This is a genomic window from Halorhabdus utahensis DSM 12940, from assembly GCF_000023945.1.
In the GTDB taxonomy this organism is placed as follows: Archaea; Halobacteriota; Halobacteria; order Halobacteriales; family Haloarculaceae; genus Halorhabdus; species Halorhabdus utahensis.
Genome location: NC_013158.1, coordinates 2248043 through 2263350, shown reverse-complemented (window position 1 = coordinate 2263350; position 15308 = coordinate 2248043). Strand labels below are relative to the sequence as shown.

At 64.9% G+C, this 15308-nt stretch carries 18 protein-coding genes; 15 read left to right on the top strand and 3 right to left on the bottom strand.

The window, feature by feature from the left end:
- Nucleotides 1–213: a hypothetical protein gene (locus HUTA_RS10820; RefSeq protein WP_015789949.1), complete on the top strand. Its 213-nt coding sequence runs from the start codon at nt 1–3 to the stop codon at nt 211–213.
- 16 nt (nt 214–229) lie between these two features.
- Here HUTA_RS10820 and HUTA_RS10815 read toward each other — a convergent pair whose 3' ends face one another.
- Nucleotides 230–1198, bottom strand: coding sequence for a DUF5787 family protein (locus HUTA_RS10815; RefSeq protein ID WP_049941452.1), 969 nt, complete (start codon nt 1196–1198; stop codon nt 230–232).
- Nucleotides 1199–1337: 139 nt separating this feature from the next.
- Here HUTA_RS10815 and HUTA_RS10810 point away from each other — a divergent pair, with 139 nt between their 5' ends.
- From HUTA_RS10810 to HUTA_RS10785, 6 genes are all read left to right on the top strand, one after another.
- Entirely contained in the window at nt 1338–1889 is a 552-nt protein-coding gene (locus HUTA_RS10810; protein WP_015789947.1) for a mechanosensitive ion channel domain-containing protein, read from the top strand.
- Nucleotides 1890–2020: 131 nt separating this feature from the next.
- Nucleotides 2021–3256, top strand: coding sequence for a translation initiation factor IF-2 subunit gamma (locus HUTA_RS10805; RefSeq protein ID WP_015789946.1), 1236 nt, complete (start codon nt 2021–2023; stop codon nt 3254–3256).
- Nucleotides 3253–3627, top strand: a complete 375-nt coding sequence (locus HUTA_RS10800; RefSeq protein ID WP_015789945.1) for a PIN domain-containing protein — start codon at nt 3253–3255, stop codon at nt 3625–3627. Before HUTA_RS10805 ends, HUTA_RS10800 begins: the two co-directional genes overlap by 4 nt.
- A 1-nt stretch (nt 3628) precedes the next feature.
- Nucleotides 3629–4198 (top strand): DNA-directed RNA polymerase, encoded by a 570-nt coding sequence (locus HUTA_RS10795; RefSeq protein WP_015789944.1) that lies wholly within the window; start codon nt 3629–3631, stop codon nt 4196–4198.
- Nucleotides 4195–4395, top strand: coding sequence for a transcription elongation factor subunit Spt4 (gene spt4, locus HUTA_RS10790; RefSeq protein WP_044950789.1), 201 nt, complete (start codon nt 4195–4197; stop codon nt 4393–4395). The genes HUTA_RS10795 and spt4 overlap by 4 nt, the downstream gene beginning before the upstream one ends.
- Nucleotides 4396–4398: 3 nt before the next feature.
- Complete coding sequence (locus HUTA_RS10785; RefSeq protein WP_049941324.1) at nt 4399–5001, top strand: GTP-dependent dephospho-CoA kinase family protein; 603 nt, start codon at nt 4399–4401, stop codon at nt 4999–5001.
- 119 nt (nt 5002–5120) lie between these two features.
- On the opposite strand, the gene HUTA_RS10780 is transcribed toward HUTA_RS10785, so the two are convergent.
- A complete protein-coding gene (locus tag HUTA_RS10780; protein WP_015789942.1) occupies nt 5121–6548 on the bottom strand; it encodes an ATP-binding protein in 1428 nt (475 codons plus the stop codon).
- Nucleotides 6549–6816: 268 nt separating this feature from the next.
- Here HUTA_RS10780 and tnpA point away from each other — a divergent pair, with 268 nt between their 5' ends.
- The 7 genes from tnpA (at nt 6817) to HUTA_RS10745 (ending at nt 12642) form a co-directional block, all read left to right on the top strand.
- Nucleotides 6817–7239 carry an IS200/IS605 family transposase gene (gene tnpA, locus HUTA_RS10775; RefSeq protein ID WP_015789941.1) on the top strand — a complete coding sequence of 141 codons (423 nt, stop codon included), beginning with the start codon at nt 6817–6819 and terminating at the stop codon, nt 7237–7239.
- Entirely contained in the window at nt 7236–8489 is a 1254-nt protein-coding gene (locus HUTA_RS10770) for an RNA-guided endonuclease InsQ/TnpB family protein (RefSeq protein ID WP_015789940.1), read from the top strand. Before tnpA ends, HUTA_RS10770 begins: the two co-directional genes overlap by 4 nt.
- 96 nt (nt 8490–8585) lie before the next feature.
- Nucleotides 8586–8879, top strand: coding sequence for a GYD domain-containing protein (locus tag HUTA_RS10765; protein ID WP_015789939.1), 294 nt, complete (start codon nt 8586–8588; stop codon nt 8877–8879).
- A 207-nt stretch (nt 8880–9086) separates the two neighbouring features.
- The gene (locus HUTA_RS10760) at nt 9087–9866 is read left to right on the top strand and encodes an electron transfer flavoprotein subunit beta/FixA family protein (RefSeq protein WP_015789938.1); all 780 of its coding nucleotides are present in this window, start codon (nt 9087–9089) and stop codon (nt 9864–9866) included.
- A gap of 1 nt (nt 9867) precedes the next feature.
- Nucleotides 9868–10911 carry an electron transfer flavoprotein subunit alpha/FixB family protein gene (locus HUTA_RS10755; RefSeq protein ID WP_015789937.1) on the top strand — a complete coding sequence of 348 codons (1044 nt, stop codon included), beginning with the start codon at nt 9868–9870 and terminating at the stop codon, nt 10909–10911.
- A 68-nt stretch (nt 10912–10979) separates the two neighbouring features.
- Nucleotides 10980–12320 (top strand): FAD-dependent oxidoreductase, encoded by a 1341-nt coding sequence (locus HUTA_RS10750; protein WP_015789936.1) that lies wholly within the window; start codon nt 10980–10982, stop codon nt 12318–12320.
- Nucleotides 12321–12324: 4 nt separating this feature from the next.
- Nucleotides 12325–12642, top strand: coding sequence for a ferredoxin family protein (locus HUTA_RS10745; RefSeq protein WP_015789935.1), 318 nt, complete (start codon nt 12325–12327; stop codon nt 12640–12642).
- A gap of 46 nt (nt 12643–12688) precedes the next feature.
- Here the strand turns inward: HUTA_RS10745 and HUTA_RS10740 are convergent, their stop codons facing one another.
- Nucleotides 12689–13165: a twin-arginine translocation signal domain-containing protein gene (locus HUTA_RS10740; RefSeq protein WP_015789934.1), complete on the bottom strand. Its 477-nt coding sequence runs from the start codon at nt 13163–13165 to the stop codon at nt 12689–12691.
- Between the two features lie 164 nt (nt 13166–13329).
- On the opposite strand from HUTA_RS10740, the gene HUTA_RS10735 reads away from it, so the two are divergent.
- Nucleotides 13330–15297: a PAS domain S-box protein gene (locus HUTA_RS10735; protein WP_015789933.1), complete on the top strand. Its 1968-nt coding sequence runs from the start codon at nt 13330–13332 to the stop codon at nt 15295–15297.
- Nucleotides 15298–15308 lie beyond the last annotated feature (11 nt).

The window sequence follows — 15308 nt, the reverse complement described above, 5'->3', positions numbered from 1 at the left end:
ATGGACCTCGATCCTGCGTCGTTGAGTGATGTTCCGGCGGAGAAACCAGCCGTTGCAGTCGCGATCAGTGCCGTCGTCGCCACTGTCGTCTACCTCGCGATCCAACTGGTGATGGATGGGTCGATCAACCCCGTCGAAACAGCGGCGTTCGTCATCGTTTTCACCGGGGTCTACGCCGCATTCCTGTACCTGCGACGGGAGATCCAGGAGTAGCGCCAGGAGCGAAGCCCTACTCGAAGCGGTCGAGACCGACCTGCCGACGCTGTCGGCCGGCCGGATCGCGGACCCAGGGCGACCGCGAATCGCGGACGGCTTCGACGTCGACCGCCGGCGGATCGGCGGACTCGTAGCCCGGGCAGGACTCCCCGCAGTCCTCGACAGGGTTGACGATCCGGTCGTGATAGGTGCAGTACGGCACCGTGGCGGCCGGCTCGGCACCGTCGGGGTCACACCGGGCACACGCCGGCCAGGTGAACGTCCGCCAGCCCTTGCCGTAGGCCCGCTCGGCGAGCCGTCGGCGAGCGCGGGCCTTCGCCGCGGGATCGACCGGCCGCACGGCGGCCTGGCCGGCCTCGCGTTCGATCAACTCGAGGCCCCACTCGTCGGTCGGGAGAGACGTCGGTTCCTTGAGCACCTCGCGCTCACCGGTGTCGGGGTCGAACCGCCAGATCCCGACTGCCTCGGGGAGCCGGTTGCGGTGTGCGCCGGTGACATGGGAGGCCGTCGCCAGAATGACTTCGTCGAAGAGGCCGAGCGAAACGTCGATCCGGAGCTGGGTCTGGAGGTCGCCCGGCCGGCCGAGGTCGGGTTTGTTCTCGATGCCGAGAAGGCGGTCGAACCACGCGTCGGGATAGCGAGCGACCTGCCGGACGTACCGATCCCCGTTCCGGCGCTCGGACTCGAAGAAGCCGATCTCGACCGCCCGGTCGGCGATCCGATGGCGCTCGTCGGGCCGGCGGTCGGGCAAGACATCCCGGAGCGGCCTGGCCTGACCGGGGCCGACCGGCGCGTCGATGGCCGCCGGCGGGATGGTCTCGTCGGTGATCGCGGCTCGCTGGTCGAACTCGGGACCTGGGTCGATGGCCACGATATCCGCGATCCGCCGGCCGTGGACGTGCGCGCCGAGCTGACGGGCGAGCAGCCGCTCGCTGTCCTCCAGGGCTCCACACAGCGCGAGCTCGAAGCCGTACTCCCGCACGGACGGCTCTCGGATGGCGAGGCACAAGAGCGTCTCGGCCACCGCCTCGCGGATGGGACGGCGACCACGCCAGTGGTGACTGCCGTCGGTCCGGCCCACCGGCAGTAGCGTTTTACCGCACGGCTCCGATCCCTCTCCCATGACCGAAGTCCTCGCTGTCGGCGTGATCGAGACAGTGATCGAATCGTTCCAGGCGGACGTCGTCGCCGCGGTACCGCGTGCGCTTTCCGGACTGGTGTTTCTCACGGTCGCGTATGTCGGGATCAAACTCGTCACGACAGTCGTCCGGTCGGTCCTCGAACGGGTGTATCCCACCGATCAGCGTCTCATCGTCGACTTCCTCCTGCTCGTCGTGGGGACGTTTCTGTGGTTCGGGGCCGGGCTGGCGCTGCTCAACGTCCTCGGCCTGGGAAACGTCGCGGCGAGTCTCGGGACTGCCGCCGGCTTCATCGGGTTGGGCGTCTCGTACGCCCTCTCTAACATGATCGCCGACACCGTCGCCGGCGTCTACCTGCTCAAGGACCCGGACTTCAACAAGGGCGACACCGTGACGACCGCCTCGACGACGGGAACTGTCACGGACATCGGCCTCCGGAAGAGTCGGCTCCGGACCGACGACGGGCTGGTCGTCCTCGCCAACCGCAACGTCGAGTCCGGCTGGACGTATCGATCCGGTCCGGACGAGGAGTAAGGGGCCGCCATCGGGCGCTTCGCGATGCCGATCCTGAACCGACCGATTCCCCGCTAGGGAGACACCAGCGGGCCGAGAACAGTACCTTTATGACTGCCAGGCGGGAACGTTCGGTCACGATTACTCTGGAGATGACAGGAACACACGGACACCCGGAGGTGAACATCGGACTCGTCGGGCACGTCGACCACGGCAAGACGACGCTCGTCGAAGCTCTCAGCGGGGAGTGGACGGATCAGCACTCTGAGGAGATGAAACGCGGAATCTCGATCCGACTGGGGTACGCCGACGCGACGTTCCGGCGCTGTCCGGAGGGCGAGGACGCGGCGGGATACACCGTCGCCGAGGAGTGTCCCGAACACGACGTCGAGACTGACGTTTTGCGGACCGTCTCGTTCGTCGACGCGCCCGGCCACGAGACGCTGATGGCGACGATGCTCGCCGGCGCGGCTATCATGGACGGGGCCGTCCTGGTCATCTCGGCGACCGAGGACGTTCCGCAGGCACAGACCGAGGAACACCTGATGGCGCTTGACATCATCGGGATCGACAACATCGTCGTCGCCCAGAACAAGGTCGATCTGGTCGACGCCGACCAAGCGCGACGGAACTACGAGCAGATTCAGGACTTCATCGAAGGCACCGTCGCCGAGGACGCGCCGATCGTCCCGATCAGTGCGGGCCAGAACGTCAACATGGACCTGCTCATCGAGGCCGTCGAGGAGGAGATCCCGACGGAGGACCGCGACCTCGACGCCGACGCCGAGATGCTCGTCGCCCGGAGTTTCGACATCAATCGCCCGGGGACGACCTGGGACTCGCTGTCGGGCGGCGTGCTGGGCGGGAGTCTCGCCCAGGGCAGCCTCGAAGCCGACGACGAGATCGAACTCCGACCCGGCCGCGAAGTCGAGGAAGGCGGCCAGACGGAGTGGCGACCGGTCACGACGACGGTCCGGTCGCTGCAGGCCGGCGGCGAGGGCGTCGACGAGGTGACGCCCGGCGGGCTATTGGGCGTCGGGACGGGACTCGATCCCTCGCTGACGAAGGGTGACGCGCTGGCGGGCCAGATCGCCGGCCCGCCCGGCACGCTCCCCCCAGTCCAGGAGGAGTTCACGATGGACATCCAGTTGCTCGACCGGATCGTCGCCGAGGACACCGACGAGGTCGAGGAGATCTCGACGGGCGAGCCGCTCATGCTCACGATCGGGACGGCGACGACCGTCGGGTCGGTCACGAGCGCCCGCGACGGCGAGGCCGAAGTGGCGCTGAAACGGCCGGTGTGTGCCCGCGAAGGGGCGAAGATCGCGATCAATCGCCGGATCGGCGCACGCTGGCGGCTGATCGGCGTCGGGACGCTCCGTGAATGACTGCGGTGCTTGATACCAACGCACTGATGATGCCGGTCGAATGTAACGTCCGCGTCTTCGAGGAACTCGATCGGGTGATCGGCGAGACGGACCTGGTCGTTCCCGAGGCGGTCGTGGCGGAACTCGATCGGTTGTCCGACGGTGGCGGCGAGGAGGCGACGGCGGCGAGCGTCGGTCGCGACCTCGTCGAGCGGTGTCGGGTCGTCGATCACGACGCGACCAATGCCGACGATGCGGTGCTGGAACTCGCCCGCGAATTAGAGGCTTACGCGGTCACCAACGATGGGCCGCTCCGCCAAGCCCTCCTCGCTGCGGACGTTCCAGTAATTGGTTTAAGGGGCCGGAACAAACTCGCGATCACTCAACCATAACATGTACAAACGGGTTCGATTGCGCGACACGGTCGAGGTACCGCCCGAGCATCTGGCAGACGTGACGCCGGGGCTCGTGAAACGACTGCTACAGGAGAAACTCGAAGGCCGCATGGACGAAGACGTCGGCAGCGTCGTGAGCGTGACGGAGGTCCACGACATCGGCGAGGGGGCAGTCGTCCCCAACGAGCCCGGCGTCTACTACGTGGCCGAGTTCGACGCCCTCACCTTCGATCCGCAGATGCAGGAGGTCGTCGACGGTGAGGTCGTCGAGGTCGTCAACTTCGGCGCGTTCGTCGGGATCGGCCCTGTCGACGGACTCCTCCACGTCTCCCAGATCTCCGACGAATACCTGGCATACGACGGCGAGAACCAGCAACTCGCCTCCCGGGACTCGAATCGGACGCTGACCGTCGGGGACTCGGTGCGCGCCCGGATCGTCACCAAGTCCATCGACGAGCGCAACCCCCGGGACTCAAAGATCGGCCTGACGGCCAAACAGGTCGGGCTGGGCAAGCACGGCTGGCTCGACGAGGAGCGCAAGGCGCGCGCCGAAGCGGGTGAGAACTGATGGCCGATCGGTACGTCTGTCGGGAGTGCCACCGGGTGCAGGACAACCCGGAAGCTGACGTCTGCCAGGCCTGCGGGTCGAGTTCGCTCACCGAGGACTGGGCCGGCTACGTCATCATCACCCATCCCGAGGAGAGCGAGATCGCCACCGAGATGGAAGTCACCGAACCCGGCAAGTACGCGCTGAAGGTTCGATAGACCGTGTCGGAAGAACCATCGACGCCGGTCGAGAGTGGGACAGCCGACCCGGAGCGTGAGATCGTGCTATCCCTCCCCGAGTCCCTCCGGAGTGCGCTGAAAGAGCCCTTCGGCCCCGTCCGTACGGACGCCGACTCGCTACTGGCCGAAGCGGGCGATCCCCTGATCGCCGTGGGCGATATCGTCACGTACCACCTGCTGGAAGCGGGTCGGCCGCCGGACGTCTCGCTGATCGACGAGCGAACCGAGCGGAGCGCGGTCGACGCTGGAATCAGAGAGCGGATCGTCGAGGACGAGGGGTGGTTCGAGTACCGCGTGCAGGTCGACAATCCGGCCGGGACGGTGACGGCAGCCCTTCTTGGCGCACTTGTCGAGGCACTCGATCGCGACGAGCCCTCGACCATCGTCGTCGTCGACGGCGAGGAGGACCTCGCAACGTTGCCCGCGATGGTGGTCGCGCCGCCGGGTGCCAGCGTCGTCTATGGGCAACCCGGCGAGGGGATGGTCCACGTCGCCGTCGATACGGAGACCAGCGAGCGTGCGCGGTCGATCCTCTCGCGGATGGACGGCGACCACGCTCGGGCGTGGAAGCTGCTCGGTGTATAAGTCGGGTGTGTGTTCTGCGGACGCAGTCTGGCGATCCTTGTGCTGGCAGGGGGTGACTGCACGCGAAGCTATCGGGAACACGTCACGTCAGCCACCGGTCCCGGCAGCGCCGCCGATGACTAGGCGTCGAACTGACGAACGCCGTGAAACTCGAAGCGTGCGCCCCCGTCGTCGCTTTGGGTGAGTCGGATCGTCCAGTTGTGGGCGTCGGCGATGGTCGCGACGAGCGGGAGGCCAAGCGTCGACGTGTCCGACCCCGAGAGACCCGGCTGGAACACCTGTTCGTGCTTGTCAGTCGGGATGCCCACGCCATCGTCAGCCACGAAAAACCCGCCGTCGTCTGGCAACTCGCCGACCGTGATCGTGATATCGTCGGTCCCGTCACGCCCGTGTTCGACGGCGTTCGTGAACAGATGGTCGAGCAACAGCCGGAGGCGACCGGGATCGGCGTAGACACTCACCGTCGTCGACACCCGGAGGACGGCCCCCTCGAACGCACAGTTCTCCCAGACATCGTGGGCAATATCTCCAAGTGCCACTGGGTCGAGATCCGTCGCGGGTTCGCCCTGTCGCATCACGGTGATGATATCGGCGACGAGGGCGTCGATGCGATCGAGGGCACGCCCGATGGCATCGAATTGATCGGGATCACCGGTCGTCTGAGCAACCTCCAGCCGACCGACTGCCACCGACAGTGGGTTTCTGATGTCGTGGCTCACCATGGTCGCGAGTCGCCTGACTCGATCGTTCTGGCGCTTGAGCTGGTGTTCGTACTGTTTGCGCTTGCTGATGTCCCAGGTCACACCGATGGAGCCGACGACACTCCCGTCCGGGCCATCCCACGGGAATTTCGTCGTCATGAGTTTCGTCCCGAGTCCGCTCTCGGCGTGGGATTCCTCGATCCGCTGCTCGATGGGTTCGCCGGTCTCGACAACGGACTGATCGTCCGCGAGGCTCTCGGTCGCGAGGGCAGCCGAGTACAGATCGAAGTCGGTCTTGCCGAGAATGTCGGTCGGATGGTGATGACGTTTGCCCTCCGGGTTCTCGATGTACGGGGCACCAATCATGGAGGGCACCACGTCGCTGACAGCGACGTGTCGCCCCCGGCGGTCCTTGGCGTACATCGAGAACGGCACGTTCGTCAGCAATGAGTCGAGCATCGACCGCGCGTCACGGGCAGTGACGTGTTCCTCAACCAGCGACGCGAGCTTCGAAAGTAACTCGACACGATCGACGTCCGGTGACACGGTAAAGTGACTCGTCACCCCGTCGGGAACCGCCGACTCGAGGTCAGTTATCTGCCCGACAGTGACGACGATGATCGGAACTGACCCGACGTGTTCGTGAATCTCGTCGATCCACGCACTGACGTCGGCCTCGGCGTCAGATTCGACGACGACGCAGTCGACCGATCGACTGTCGGCTCCAGCCGTCGAACGAACTGTCTCCCAGGACCGGAGGGTGAACGGCCGGTCGCACTCCGTCCACCGGTCGACCAGCGTCTCGACGTCCGGCCCGTGATAGGCCACGACCGGTACGCCGATCATCGCTGGCGTGGCTGATGACAGGACAAACCACCTGATTACGAAGGGTAATACAGGTCTCCGTATAATCCTTCTGGCGGAGTGTTACGTGGACTACATTTATCTTTTAACAGGCGCAATACCCCTTCCTCCAGGAGCGAGCGAAGCGAGCGAGTAGGGAGGGGATACGCGCCGTAAGCTCTGATCGTCTTAGGGTGTCGTGCGAGACAGGGTATCCAAACGAAACAATAATTCCATTTGGGTGAGGAGATTAGAGTGTAGGCAAAGGCCAATGGTGTACGACCTCGACAAAAGTTCGCACTCCGTGTACACCTTGCACTACCACCTCGTTTTGGTAGTCAAATACAGGAGAGACGTGTTCACGGAGGACATGAAGAACTTCATGCGCGGAGCCATTGAGGGGTTCGTAGACAACTACGGCGTCGAAATCGAACGCCTCGAAGCAGATGGCGACCACGTACACATCCTGTTCAAGGCCAAGCCGAGTACCGACCTAACCAAATTCATCAACACGCTCAAGGGAAGCACCGCGCGACGGATTCGAAACGAGTTCCACGACGAAATCAAGCACAAGCTCTGGGGTGATTCGTTCTGGACAGACTCATACTGTCTCATTTCCACCGGGCAAGCGTCGCTTGATGTTCTCATCGAATACGTCGATAGCCAGCGCACGGACCCCCCTAACGACCGATGAACTACAACTACAGGTATCGGCTCTATCCGACGGACGACCAACGGGAGGCGTTAGCGTGGACGCTCGATACCTGTAGACAGGTCTACAACCACTTCCTGAACCGGCTCAACGAAGCCGACGACGTGCCTTCGGAATACGCCCAAAAGAACACACTCCCTGACCTGAAACGCGAATGGTCCGACCTGAAGCAGATCCATTCGAAGGTGCTTCAGGTCGTCGTAGAACGGCTCTACAACAACCTTCGTACACTCTCAGGGCAAAAGGAGAACGGGTACAACGTCGGTGCGCTTCGTTGGAAGGGCGCGGGGTGGTACAAGTCGTTCACCTACAGCCAAAGCGGGTTCAAGCTCATTGGAACCGACACCCGACGGGATCGGCTTCGACTGAGCAAGATCGGTGAGATACCAATCGCGTACCACCGCGAGATTCCCGAGAACGCGACCATCAAGCAGGTCTGCATCAAACGGAACGCTTCGGGGAAATGGTACGCGACGTTCGGCATTGAGATCGACGAACAACCCGAAAAACCCGCCCCCGAAACCATCGACCCCGAAGATGCTGTCGGTATCGACGTGGGTATCCTGAAGTACGCTCACGACACCGACGGGACCGCCGTGGAATCGTTGGACCTCTCGGACGAACGTGAGCGCCTACGACGAGAACAGCGGAAGCTCTCGCGAAAAGAGAAGAGGTCGAACAACTACGAAAAACAACGGATGGTCGTCGCCCGCTGGCACGACCAGATTGCGAACAAACGCCGCGACTTCCTGCACAAGCTCGCCCACTACTACGTCGAGACCTACGACGTGGTGGCCGTCGAGGACCTGAACGTTCGCGGCATGATGGAGCAAGACCGAAACAGTCGAAACACAGCACATTCCGCGTGGCGAACCTTCATCGAGATACTGCGATACAAGGCTGAGAGCGCCGGTACGCACCTCGTTGAAGTCAACCCACGTGGAACTACCAAGGAGTGTAGCAACTGTGGCGTTGAAACCGAGAAACCCCTGTGGGTGCGCGAGCACTCATGTCCGTCGTGCGGATACGAAGACGATAGGGACGCCAACGCCGCGAAGAACATCCTTCAGCGTGCTTTTTCTGAATTAGGCATGGGACAGGCCGAATCCGCGCCCCTGGAGACTGCGACCGCTACGGATACCCGTGTGGTATCTGCAAGTCGCGTCATCGAACGGGGAAGCCCCGCCCTCAACGAGCGAGGTCGTCAGACCGAGCGCAGTAGGACGGGGTAGTTCACGATTGTGGCTTGCCAACAGTTCGGGTGTGCCCAGTGCCAAGCCGCTGTCCACCGAGACTGGTTGGGGGCCCCGACAAGAGCGTGATCACCAATGCCAACGTACCTGACACTGCTACGCTATACGGAGCAAGGAATCTCGACAGTCGAATCCAGCCCGGACCGCCTCGAGTCCCACAAGGACCTCGTCGCGGACCTCGGTGGGGAGTTCAAAGACTTCTACCTCACGATGGGCCAATACGACGGGATCGCCATCGCCGCGTTCCCGGACGACGAGACCGCCGCCGAGTATGCCCTCATCCTCGGGAAAGCAGGGAACGTCCGGACAGAAACACTCCGGGCGTTCAGCGACGACGAGTTCGAATCCATCGTCACGGATCTCTCGTAGATCCCCGGTCACACATAACTGATCCGAACCGGTTCGCCCTGGAGACGACCCCAGATATCAGGGGGCCAATAGAAGCGTTATGCATACCGATTTCGGGCAATACTGTTCCCAAGAGCTGGGAATAGCGCTGTCATTTACTATCGTTAGGATCCCTTCTCCCGGTGTGAACCGAATCGCAAGCCCACTATATAGGGGGTCAAAGCAACGATGACCGACGGCTGGAACATCGTCGTCTGTGTCAAGCAAGTGCCTGATGCCGCGGAGGTATCGATCGATCCCGACACGGGGATCCTCAACCGGGCTGACGCCGAGGCAGTCATGAACGCGCCGGACTACAACGCCGTCGAGGCGGCCCTGGAGGTCCGTGACGAAGTCGGCGGCACGGTCACGGCCCTCACAATGGGGCCGGCAAGTGCCCACGAAGTCCTTCGTGGGGCTGTCGCGATGGGTGCCGACGACGCCGTGTTGCTGACCGATCGGGCCTTCGGCGGCAGCGACACCTGGCCGACGAGTCTCGCGCTGGCCCGGGCAGCCGATGAACTCGACGCCGACGTGGTCTTCGGCGGCGAGGAAACCACCGACTCCTCGACGGGACAGGTCCCGCCGGGGATCGCCGCCCACAACGACTGGGCCCAACTCACCTACGTCGAGGACCTCGAACCACGACCCGACGAGGACCAGCTGGTCGCGAAACGCGACGTCGAAGGTGGCTACGAGCGGGTCGCCGCCGAGTTGCCCGTCGTCGTCGCCATGGAGTTCGGCGAGAACCAGCCCCGGACGGCGGGGCTCCACCGGAAGATCTACGCCGAAACCGACTTCGAGCCGGTCGAGTGGTCTGCCGCCGACATCGGCGTCGAGGACGAGGTCGGGCTGGCCGTCTCGCCGACGCAGGTCGGCGGGATGGCGACCGCCGAGCCGGTTCCGCGCGAGCAGGAGACGGTCGAGGACGTCGAAGAGATCGCCGATCGCATCGCGGAGGTGCTCTGAGATGGCGGCCGGTGCCCAATCGGAGAACGCCGCGGACATCGACGCCCACAGCGACGTCTGGGTGTTCGTCGAACAGCACGACGGCGAGGTCGCGAAGGTCGCCTGGGAGTTGCTCGCGAAGGGGCGGGAGCTCGCTGACCAGAAGGACGAGGACCTGGTCGCGCTCGTCATGGGCGAGGACATTCGGGAGACGGACATCCCGGAGGAAGCCATCGCCCGGGGCGCGGACCGCGTGCTCGTGGCCGACGATCCGATCTTCGAACCCTATCGCGCCGATCCCTACGGCGAGCAGTTCCGTCACCTCGTCGAGATCCGCAAGCCGGACATCGCGCTGATCGGCGGGACCCACACCGGCCGGGACTTCGCCGGTCGGGTCGCCGTCCCGACTCATGCCGGCCTGACCGCCGACACGACGGAACTGGAGATCACCGACGAGCGCTACGAGATGCGCCGCCCCGCCTTCGGCGGGGACGCCCTGGCGACGATCATCTGCCCGAACCACCGTCCACAGATGTCCACCGTTCGCCCCGGCGTCTTCGACACGCCCGAGCCCGACGAAAGCCGGGAAGGGGAGGTCGAGGACGTCGAGACCGTCGTCGGCGAGGACGAAACCCTCACCGAAGTGCTCGAACGCGAGGTCGGCGACGTGGCCGACATCACCGACGCCGAAGTCGTCGTCGCCGGCGGGATGGGGCTGGAGGGGGATTTCGATCCCCTCTGGGAACTCGCCGACCTGCTCGGCGGGGAGGTCGCCGCCACGCGGGAGGCCGTCGAGGAGGGCTGGATCGAACCCGCCCGCCAGGTCGGCCAGACCGGCAAGACCGTTCGCCCGAAGCTCTACATCGCCGTCGGAATCAGTGGAGCAATCCAGCACGTCGAGGGGATGGACGACTCCGAAACGGTGATCGCCATCAACAACGACGGCAACGCGCCGATCTTCGAGAACGCCGATTACGGCATCGTCGCCGACTACGCCGATGTCTTGCCCGAACTGATCGACCTGCTCCGTGAGCGACTCGGAGATAGCCAGGAGGTGTCAGCATGAGTACCGACGCTCAGTCAGGCGAGGACGCCGGCGTTGAACCCGAACCCAAGGAGAGCGAGGGGCCGCCGATGCCCCAGCCGACCAGCGAGACGCCCAGCTACGACGGCGAGTTCGACGCGATCGTCGTCGGCGCGGGACTCGCGGGGAGTGCCGCCGCGCTGACGATGGCCGAGGAGGGCCTGGACGTGATCATGCTGGAGCGGGGAAACTCCCCCGGGACGAAAAACGTCTTCGGCGGGATCATGTTCACCCCGCGCATCCGCGAGCTGACGGACTTCGACGACGCGCCCAAAGAACGGTTCGTCGCCGAAAAGACCTTCTCGATGCTTAGCGAGGAGGGCGACGCGACCGAAGTCTCGATGCAGCCGGCGGCCTGGAAAGAGGAACCGCACAACGACTCCTGGATGGTGCTCCGGGGTGACTTCGACGAGTGGTTCGCCGAGCAGGCCGTCGAGGCGGGTGCGACGCTGCTCACCGAGACGACCGTCACTGATCTCGTCCGCGAGGACGGAACCATCGCGGGCGTCGAGACCGACCGCCCGGACGGACGGCTACACGCGCCGACGGTCGTCCTCGCCGAGGGGGCTAACTCGCTGGTCAGCGAGGGGGCCGGACTGTCCAAGCCCCAAGATCGGAAAGACGTCGCGGTCTCCGCGAAGGAAGTCCGCAAGTACGACCGCGAGAAGATTGAGGATCGCTTCCACCTCACCGACGAGGAGGGTGCGGCAATGCATTACTTCGGCGACGGCGCGGTCGGCGATGCCGTCGGCGGCGGGTTCATCTACACGAACAAGCGCACGCTCGCCATCGGCGTCGTCTACTCGATCGAGGACGCCGTCCACGACGACCGGACCCCCGACGACGTGCTCGATGACTTCAAGTCCCACCCGGCGGTTGCACCGCTGGTCAAGGGCGGCCGGATGGTGGAATATTCCGCTCACGCGATCCCCGAGGGTGGCCCCGAGGCAATGCCCGACCTCGTCCACGACGGCGCGGTGATCACCGGCGACGCCGCCGGACTGGTGCTCAACAACGGCCTGCACCTCGAAGGGACGAACATGGCCGTCGAGAGTGGGTATCACGCCGGGAAGGCGGTCGCCGATGCAGTGGCGTCCGGCCGGACGGACGCCGCGGCCCTCGCCGACTACGAGGACGACCTCACCGACTCGTGGGTGATGGACAACCTGAACCACTACGGGTGGTTCTTAGACGCCGCCGCGGAGGACAAGGAGTTCCTCTTCGACGACCTGCCGCGGGCCATCGCCGACGCCGAGACCGACTACTTCCGGATGAACGACGAACCGAAGACCCGCCACACGAAATCCGCCCGCAAGCGCCTCGTCGGCGCGATGGGCGGCTATCTCGGTGCGGCGAAGAAAGCCTGGAAATACCGCAAGATGTTCATCTAGACCAATGAGTGCACAACCCGGAACCCCCGACGTCGAACAGCCATCGATCGAAGACCGCCTCTACACCGTCAAGTACGAGGACCCCGGCGAGTCCCACCTCGATGTGGAACTGCCAGGGATCTGCGAGGAGAAGTGCGTCACTCAGGACTGCGTCTCCGTCTGTCCCGCCAACGTCTGGCGTGACGAAGACGACGAGGGCGTCCCGACGATCGCCTACGAGAACTGCCTGGAATGTGGCAGTTGCCGGTGGGCCTGCTCACATGGCAACGTCGTCTGGGAGTACCCCGAGAACGGCAGCGGCGTCTCGTATAAGTTCGGCTAGGGCGTTCCTGATCGAAGACGACTGACGACCCGAGAAACCGGCCGATTTACGCGTTTTCCGGCGTGACATCCGCGTTCACGTTCGCAATGATCAACCGGTAGTCGCCGCTGTCCAGCGAGACCGTTTCGTTCCCCGAGTACGTCTCCTCGACGACACTGCCCTCGATAGCCTCGAACCCCGACTCCTCCTCGGCCAGGATCTCGTACGCCTCGGGCGTCACGACGTAGACGTCAACGGGCTCGCCACGAACGACGTCGACCTGGTAGGTCACCTCGGTGGGCCCATCGAGGGAGAATTCAAAGTAGTAAAACTCGATGCGACCGATATTGACTTCCTCGGTGTCGACTGGCGTGGCCGTCTCGCCGGTCTCCGGGTCGGTCAGAGTGAGTGTCGTCTCGGTCGTTGCTGGGCCCCCCTCCGCTAAACAGCCTGCCAGTCCTGCGAGCGCCCCGCTGCCGGCGACCGCAAGGAAGGTTCGCCGGGAGATCTTGCCGTCCATCGAACCGACTGTCCGATCGGTCATCACGCGAAGTAACGACGACCGTCTACTTTACTTCCCGGGAAACGGTGGGTACGCCACTGGCATCCCTCTCACCCCGAGTACCTCGACAGGCAGATGTAGACGGACCGATCCGCTGAAACCGTTATGAGGCCGGCAGTCCAAGTGACATATGAGACGGAAGCCCGATGAGAAACGATCCACAGATTGATGGGGCAACAGCGCGCGAACGAATCTACGAGACGTTCACCGACCGCGATCAGAACGTCGAGTCGGCGGTGGCGGACGGCCTCGTCGTCGGCACTGAACGGCTCGGGTTGTCGATCGGGTTCTTCTCGCGCATCGACGACGGCGAACAGGTGATCGTCAGGTCGATCGGGGAGCACCCGCTGTTGCAGCCCGGCGAGACCTGTCCGATCGAGGCAGCCTACTGCCGGCGGACTGTCGAGCTCGACGGACTGTTGAGCGTCCAGGATGCGGCGGTCTCGACGGCGATCAGCGAGAATGCCTACGAGACATTCGACCTCGGGGCCTACATCGGGTGCAAGATCGTCGTCGACGACGAGGTGTACGGGACGGTCTGTTTCGGCGACAAGGAGCCTCGCGAGGCGGCGTTCTCCGAGGCCGAGGAGCTGTTCGTGGAGTTGCTCGCGCGCCTGACCGGCCAGGCCCTGGAGCGGCGTCGCCACGCGCGGGAACTGGCGGCGCGCAACGAGCGCCTGGACGCCGAGCGCGAGCGGTTCCGCGGCATCGCCGAGACGAGCTTCGACGCCCTGTTCCGGCTCGACCGCGACATGACGGTCACGTACGTCTCCGCGGCCATCGAGCGCGTGCTGGGCTACGATCGGGCGAGCGTCGTCGGGGTCCCCCTCGACCGGTTTATCGCCCCCGAGGCGGTCGAGACCGTGGCGCGACTCCACCGGCGGCTCATGGACGGCGAGACCGTCGAGCTGCAGGAGGTGCAGTTCCACGACGCGGCCGACGATCCGGTCACCCTCGAGATCAACGCCCGGCCGATCACGGAGGACGGCACCGTGACCGGTGTTCAGGGTGTCGCACGCGACGTGACCGACCGGCAGGCCCGCGAGGAGGCGCTCCGTATCCGGACCCGGGCCATGGACGAGGCGGAGATCGGTATCACGATCACCACCGTCAACGGGGCGGGCGCGTCGATCACCTACGTCAACGACGCCTTCGAGCGGCTGACGGGCTACGACGCGAGCCAGGCCGACGACGCCGAGTTCCGCTTCCTGCACGGCCCGGCGACCGACCCGAAGACCGTCGAGCGGATCGGCGAGCACGTCGAGCGCGGCGAGACTGTCACTGTCGAAATGATCACGTACACGAGCGACGGTCGGCCGTTCTGGAACCGGATGACGGCCACGCCGATCACCGACGCGACCGGGGCAGTCACCCACGTCCTTGGCTTTCACGACGACGTGACCGATCGCAAGCGGGGCGAGAAGCTCCTCGAACGGCTCAACCGCGTCCTCAGACATAACCTCCGTAACGACATGACGGTGCTGCTGGGTCAGAGCGATCGCCTCCGGGGGAGCGAGGCGGGCGCGGCGGTGGCTGACGAACTCGAGTCGATCGTCGGTGACGTCCTCGAGTTGGCCGAGGGAGCCCGTCGACTCGAACGCCTCGCGCGCCAGCCCTGGGAACCCGAACGCCTCGACCCGGCGACGGTCGTCGCCGAGGCCGTCGCTGACCCGCTGGATCGGCACCCAGAAGCCACACTCACTCACGAGATCGCCACCGACCGGGAGATCTGTGCGGGCGCCGAGACCCGGATCGCCGTCGCGGAACTCGTCGAGAACGCCCTCGAACACGACGACGATCCGCCGACGCAGGTCACGATCACCGCCCGGGACGACGGCGAGTGGATCGAGCTGACGGTCGCCGATGACGGCCCGGGGGTGCCCGACCTGGAGACGGACGTGATCGCGAGCGGCGAAGAGACGCCGCTGGCCCACGGGCGCGGGCTTGGCCTCTGGCTGGTCAACTGGATCGTCACCCGCTACGGCGGTTCCTTCCAGCTCCGGTCGGGCGATGGCGACCCGCCGGGGACCGTCGCGACGATGCGACTCCCGGGGATCGAGCACGAGGCGCCACTCGAGGCGGCCTGCAAGCGGCCGACCACTCTCGGCAGGTGACCGACGGCGGG

What these genes read in the sequence shown, in the direction of transcription:
- HUTA_RS10820 (WP_015789949.1), top strand. Translation starts at nt 1, where the DNA reads ATGGACCTCGATCCTGCGTCGTTGAGTGATGTTCCGGCGGAGAAACCA.
- HUTA_RS10810 (WP_015789947.1), top strand. Translation starts at nt 1,338, where the DNA reads ATGACCGAAGTCCTCGCTGTCGGCGTGATCGAGACAGTGATCGAATCG.
- HUTA_RS10805 (WP_015789946.1), top strand. Translation starts at nt 2,021, where the DNA reads ATGACAGGAACACACGGACACCCGGAGGTGAACATCGGACTCGTCGGG.
- HUTA_RS10800 (WP_015789945.1), top strand. Translation starts at nt 3,253, where the DNA reads ATGACTGCGGTGCTTGATACCAACGCACTGATGATGCCGGTCGAATGT.
- HUTA_RS10795 (WP_015789944.1), top strand. Translation starts at nt 3,629, where the DNA reads ATGTACAAACGGGTTCGATTGCGCGACACGGTCGAGGTACCGCCCGAG.
- HUTA_RS10780 (WP_015789942.1), bottom strand. Translation starts at nt 6,548, where the DNA reads ATGATCGGCGTACCGGTCGTGGCCTATCACGGGCCGGACGTCGAGACG.
- tnpA (WP_015789941.1), top strand. Translation starts at nt 6,817, where the DNA reads ATGGTGTACGACCTCGACAAAAGTTCGCACTCCGTGTACACCTTGCAC.
- HUTA_RS10770 (WP_015789940.1), top strand. Translation starts at nt 7,236, where the DNA reads ATGAACTACAACTACAGGTATCGGCTCTATCCGACGGACGACCAACGG.
- HUTA_RS10765 (WP_015789939.1), top strand. Translation starts at nt 8,586, where the DNA reads ATGCCAACGTACCTGACACTGCTACGCTATACGGAGCAAGGAATCTCG.
- HUTA_RS10760 (WP_015789938.1), top strand. Translation starts at nt 9,087, where the DNA reads ATGACCGACGGCTGGAACATCGTCGTCTGTGTCAAGCAAGTGCCTGAT.
- HUTA_RS10755 (WP_015789937.1), top strand. Translation starts at nt 9,868, where the DNA reads ATGGCGGCCGGTGCCCAATCGGAGAACGCCGCGGACATCGACGCCCAC.
- HUTA_RS10750 (WP_015789936.1), top strand. Translation starts at nt 10,980, where the DNA reads ATGCCCCAGCCGACCAGCGAGACGCCCAGCTACGACGGCGAGTTCGAC.
- HUTA_RS10745 (WP_015789935.1), top strand. Translation starts at nt 12,325, where the DNA reads ATGAGTGCACAACCCGGAACCCCCGACGTCGAACAGCCATCGATCGAA.
- HUTA_RS10740 (WP_015789934.1), bottom strand. Translation starts at nt 13,165, where the DNA reads ATGACCGATCGGACAGTCGGTTCGATGGACGGCAAGATCTCCCGGCGA.
- HUTA_RS10735 (WP_015789933.1), top strand. Translation starts at nt 13,330, where the DNA reads ATGAGAAACGATCCACAGATTGATGGGGCAACAGCGCGCGAACGAATC.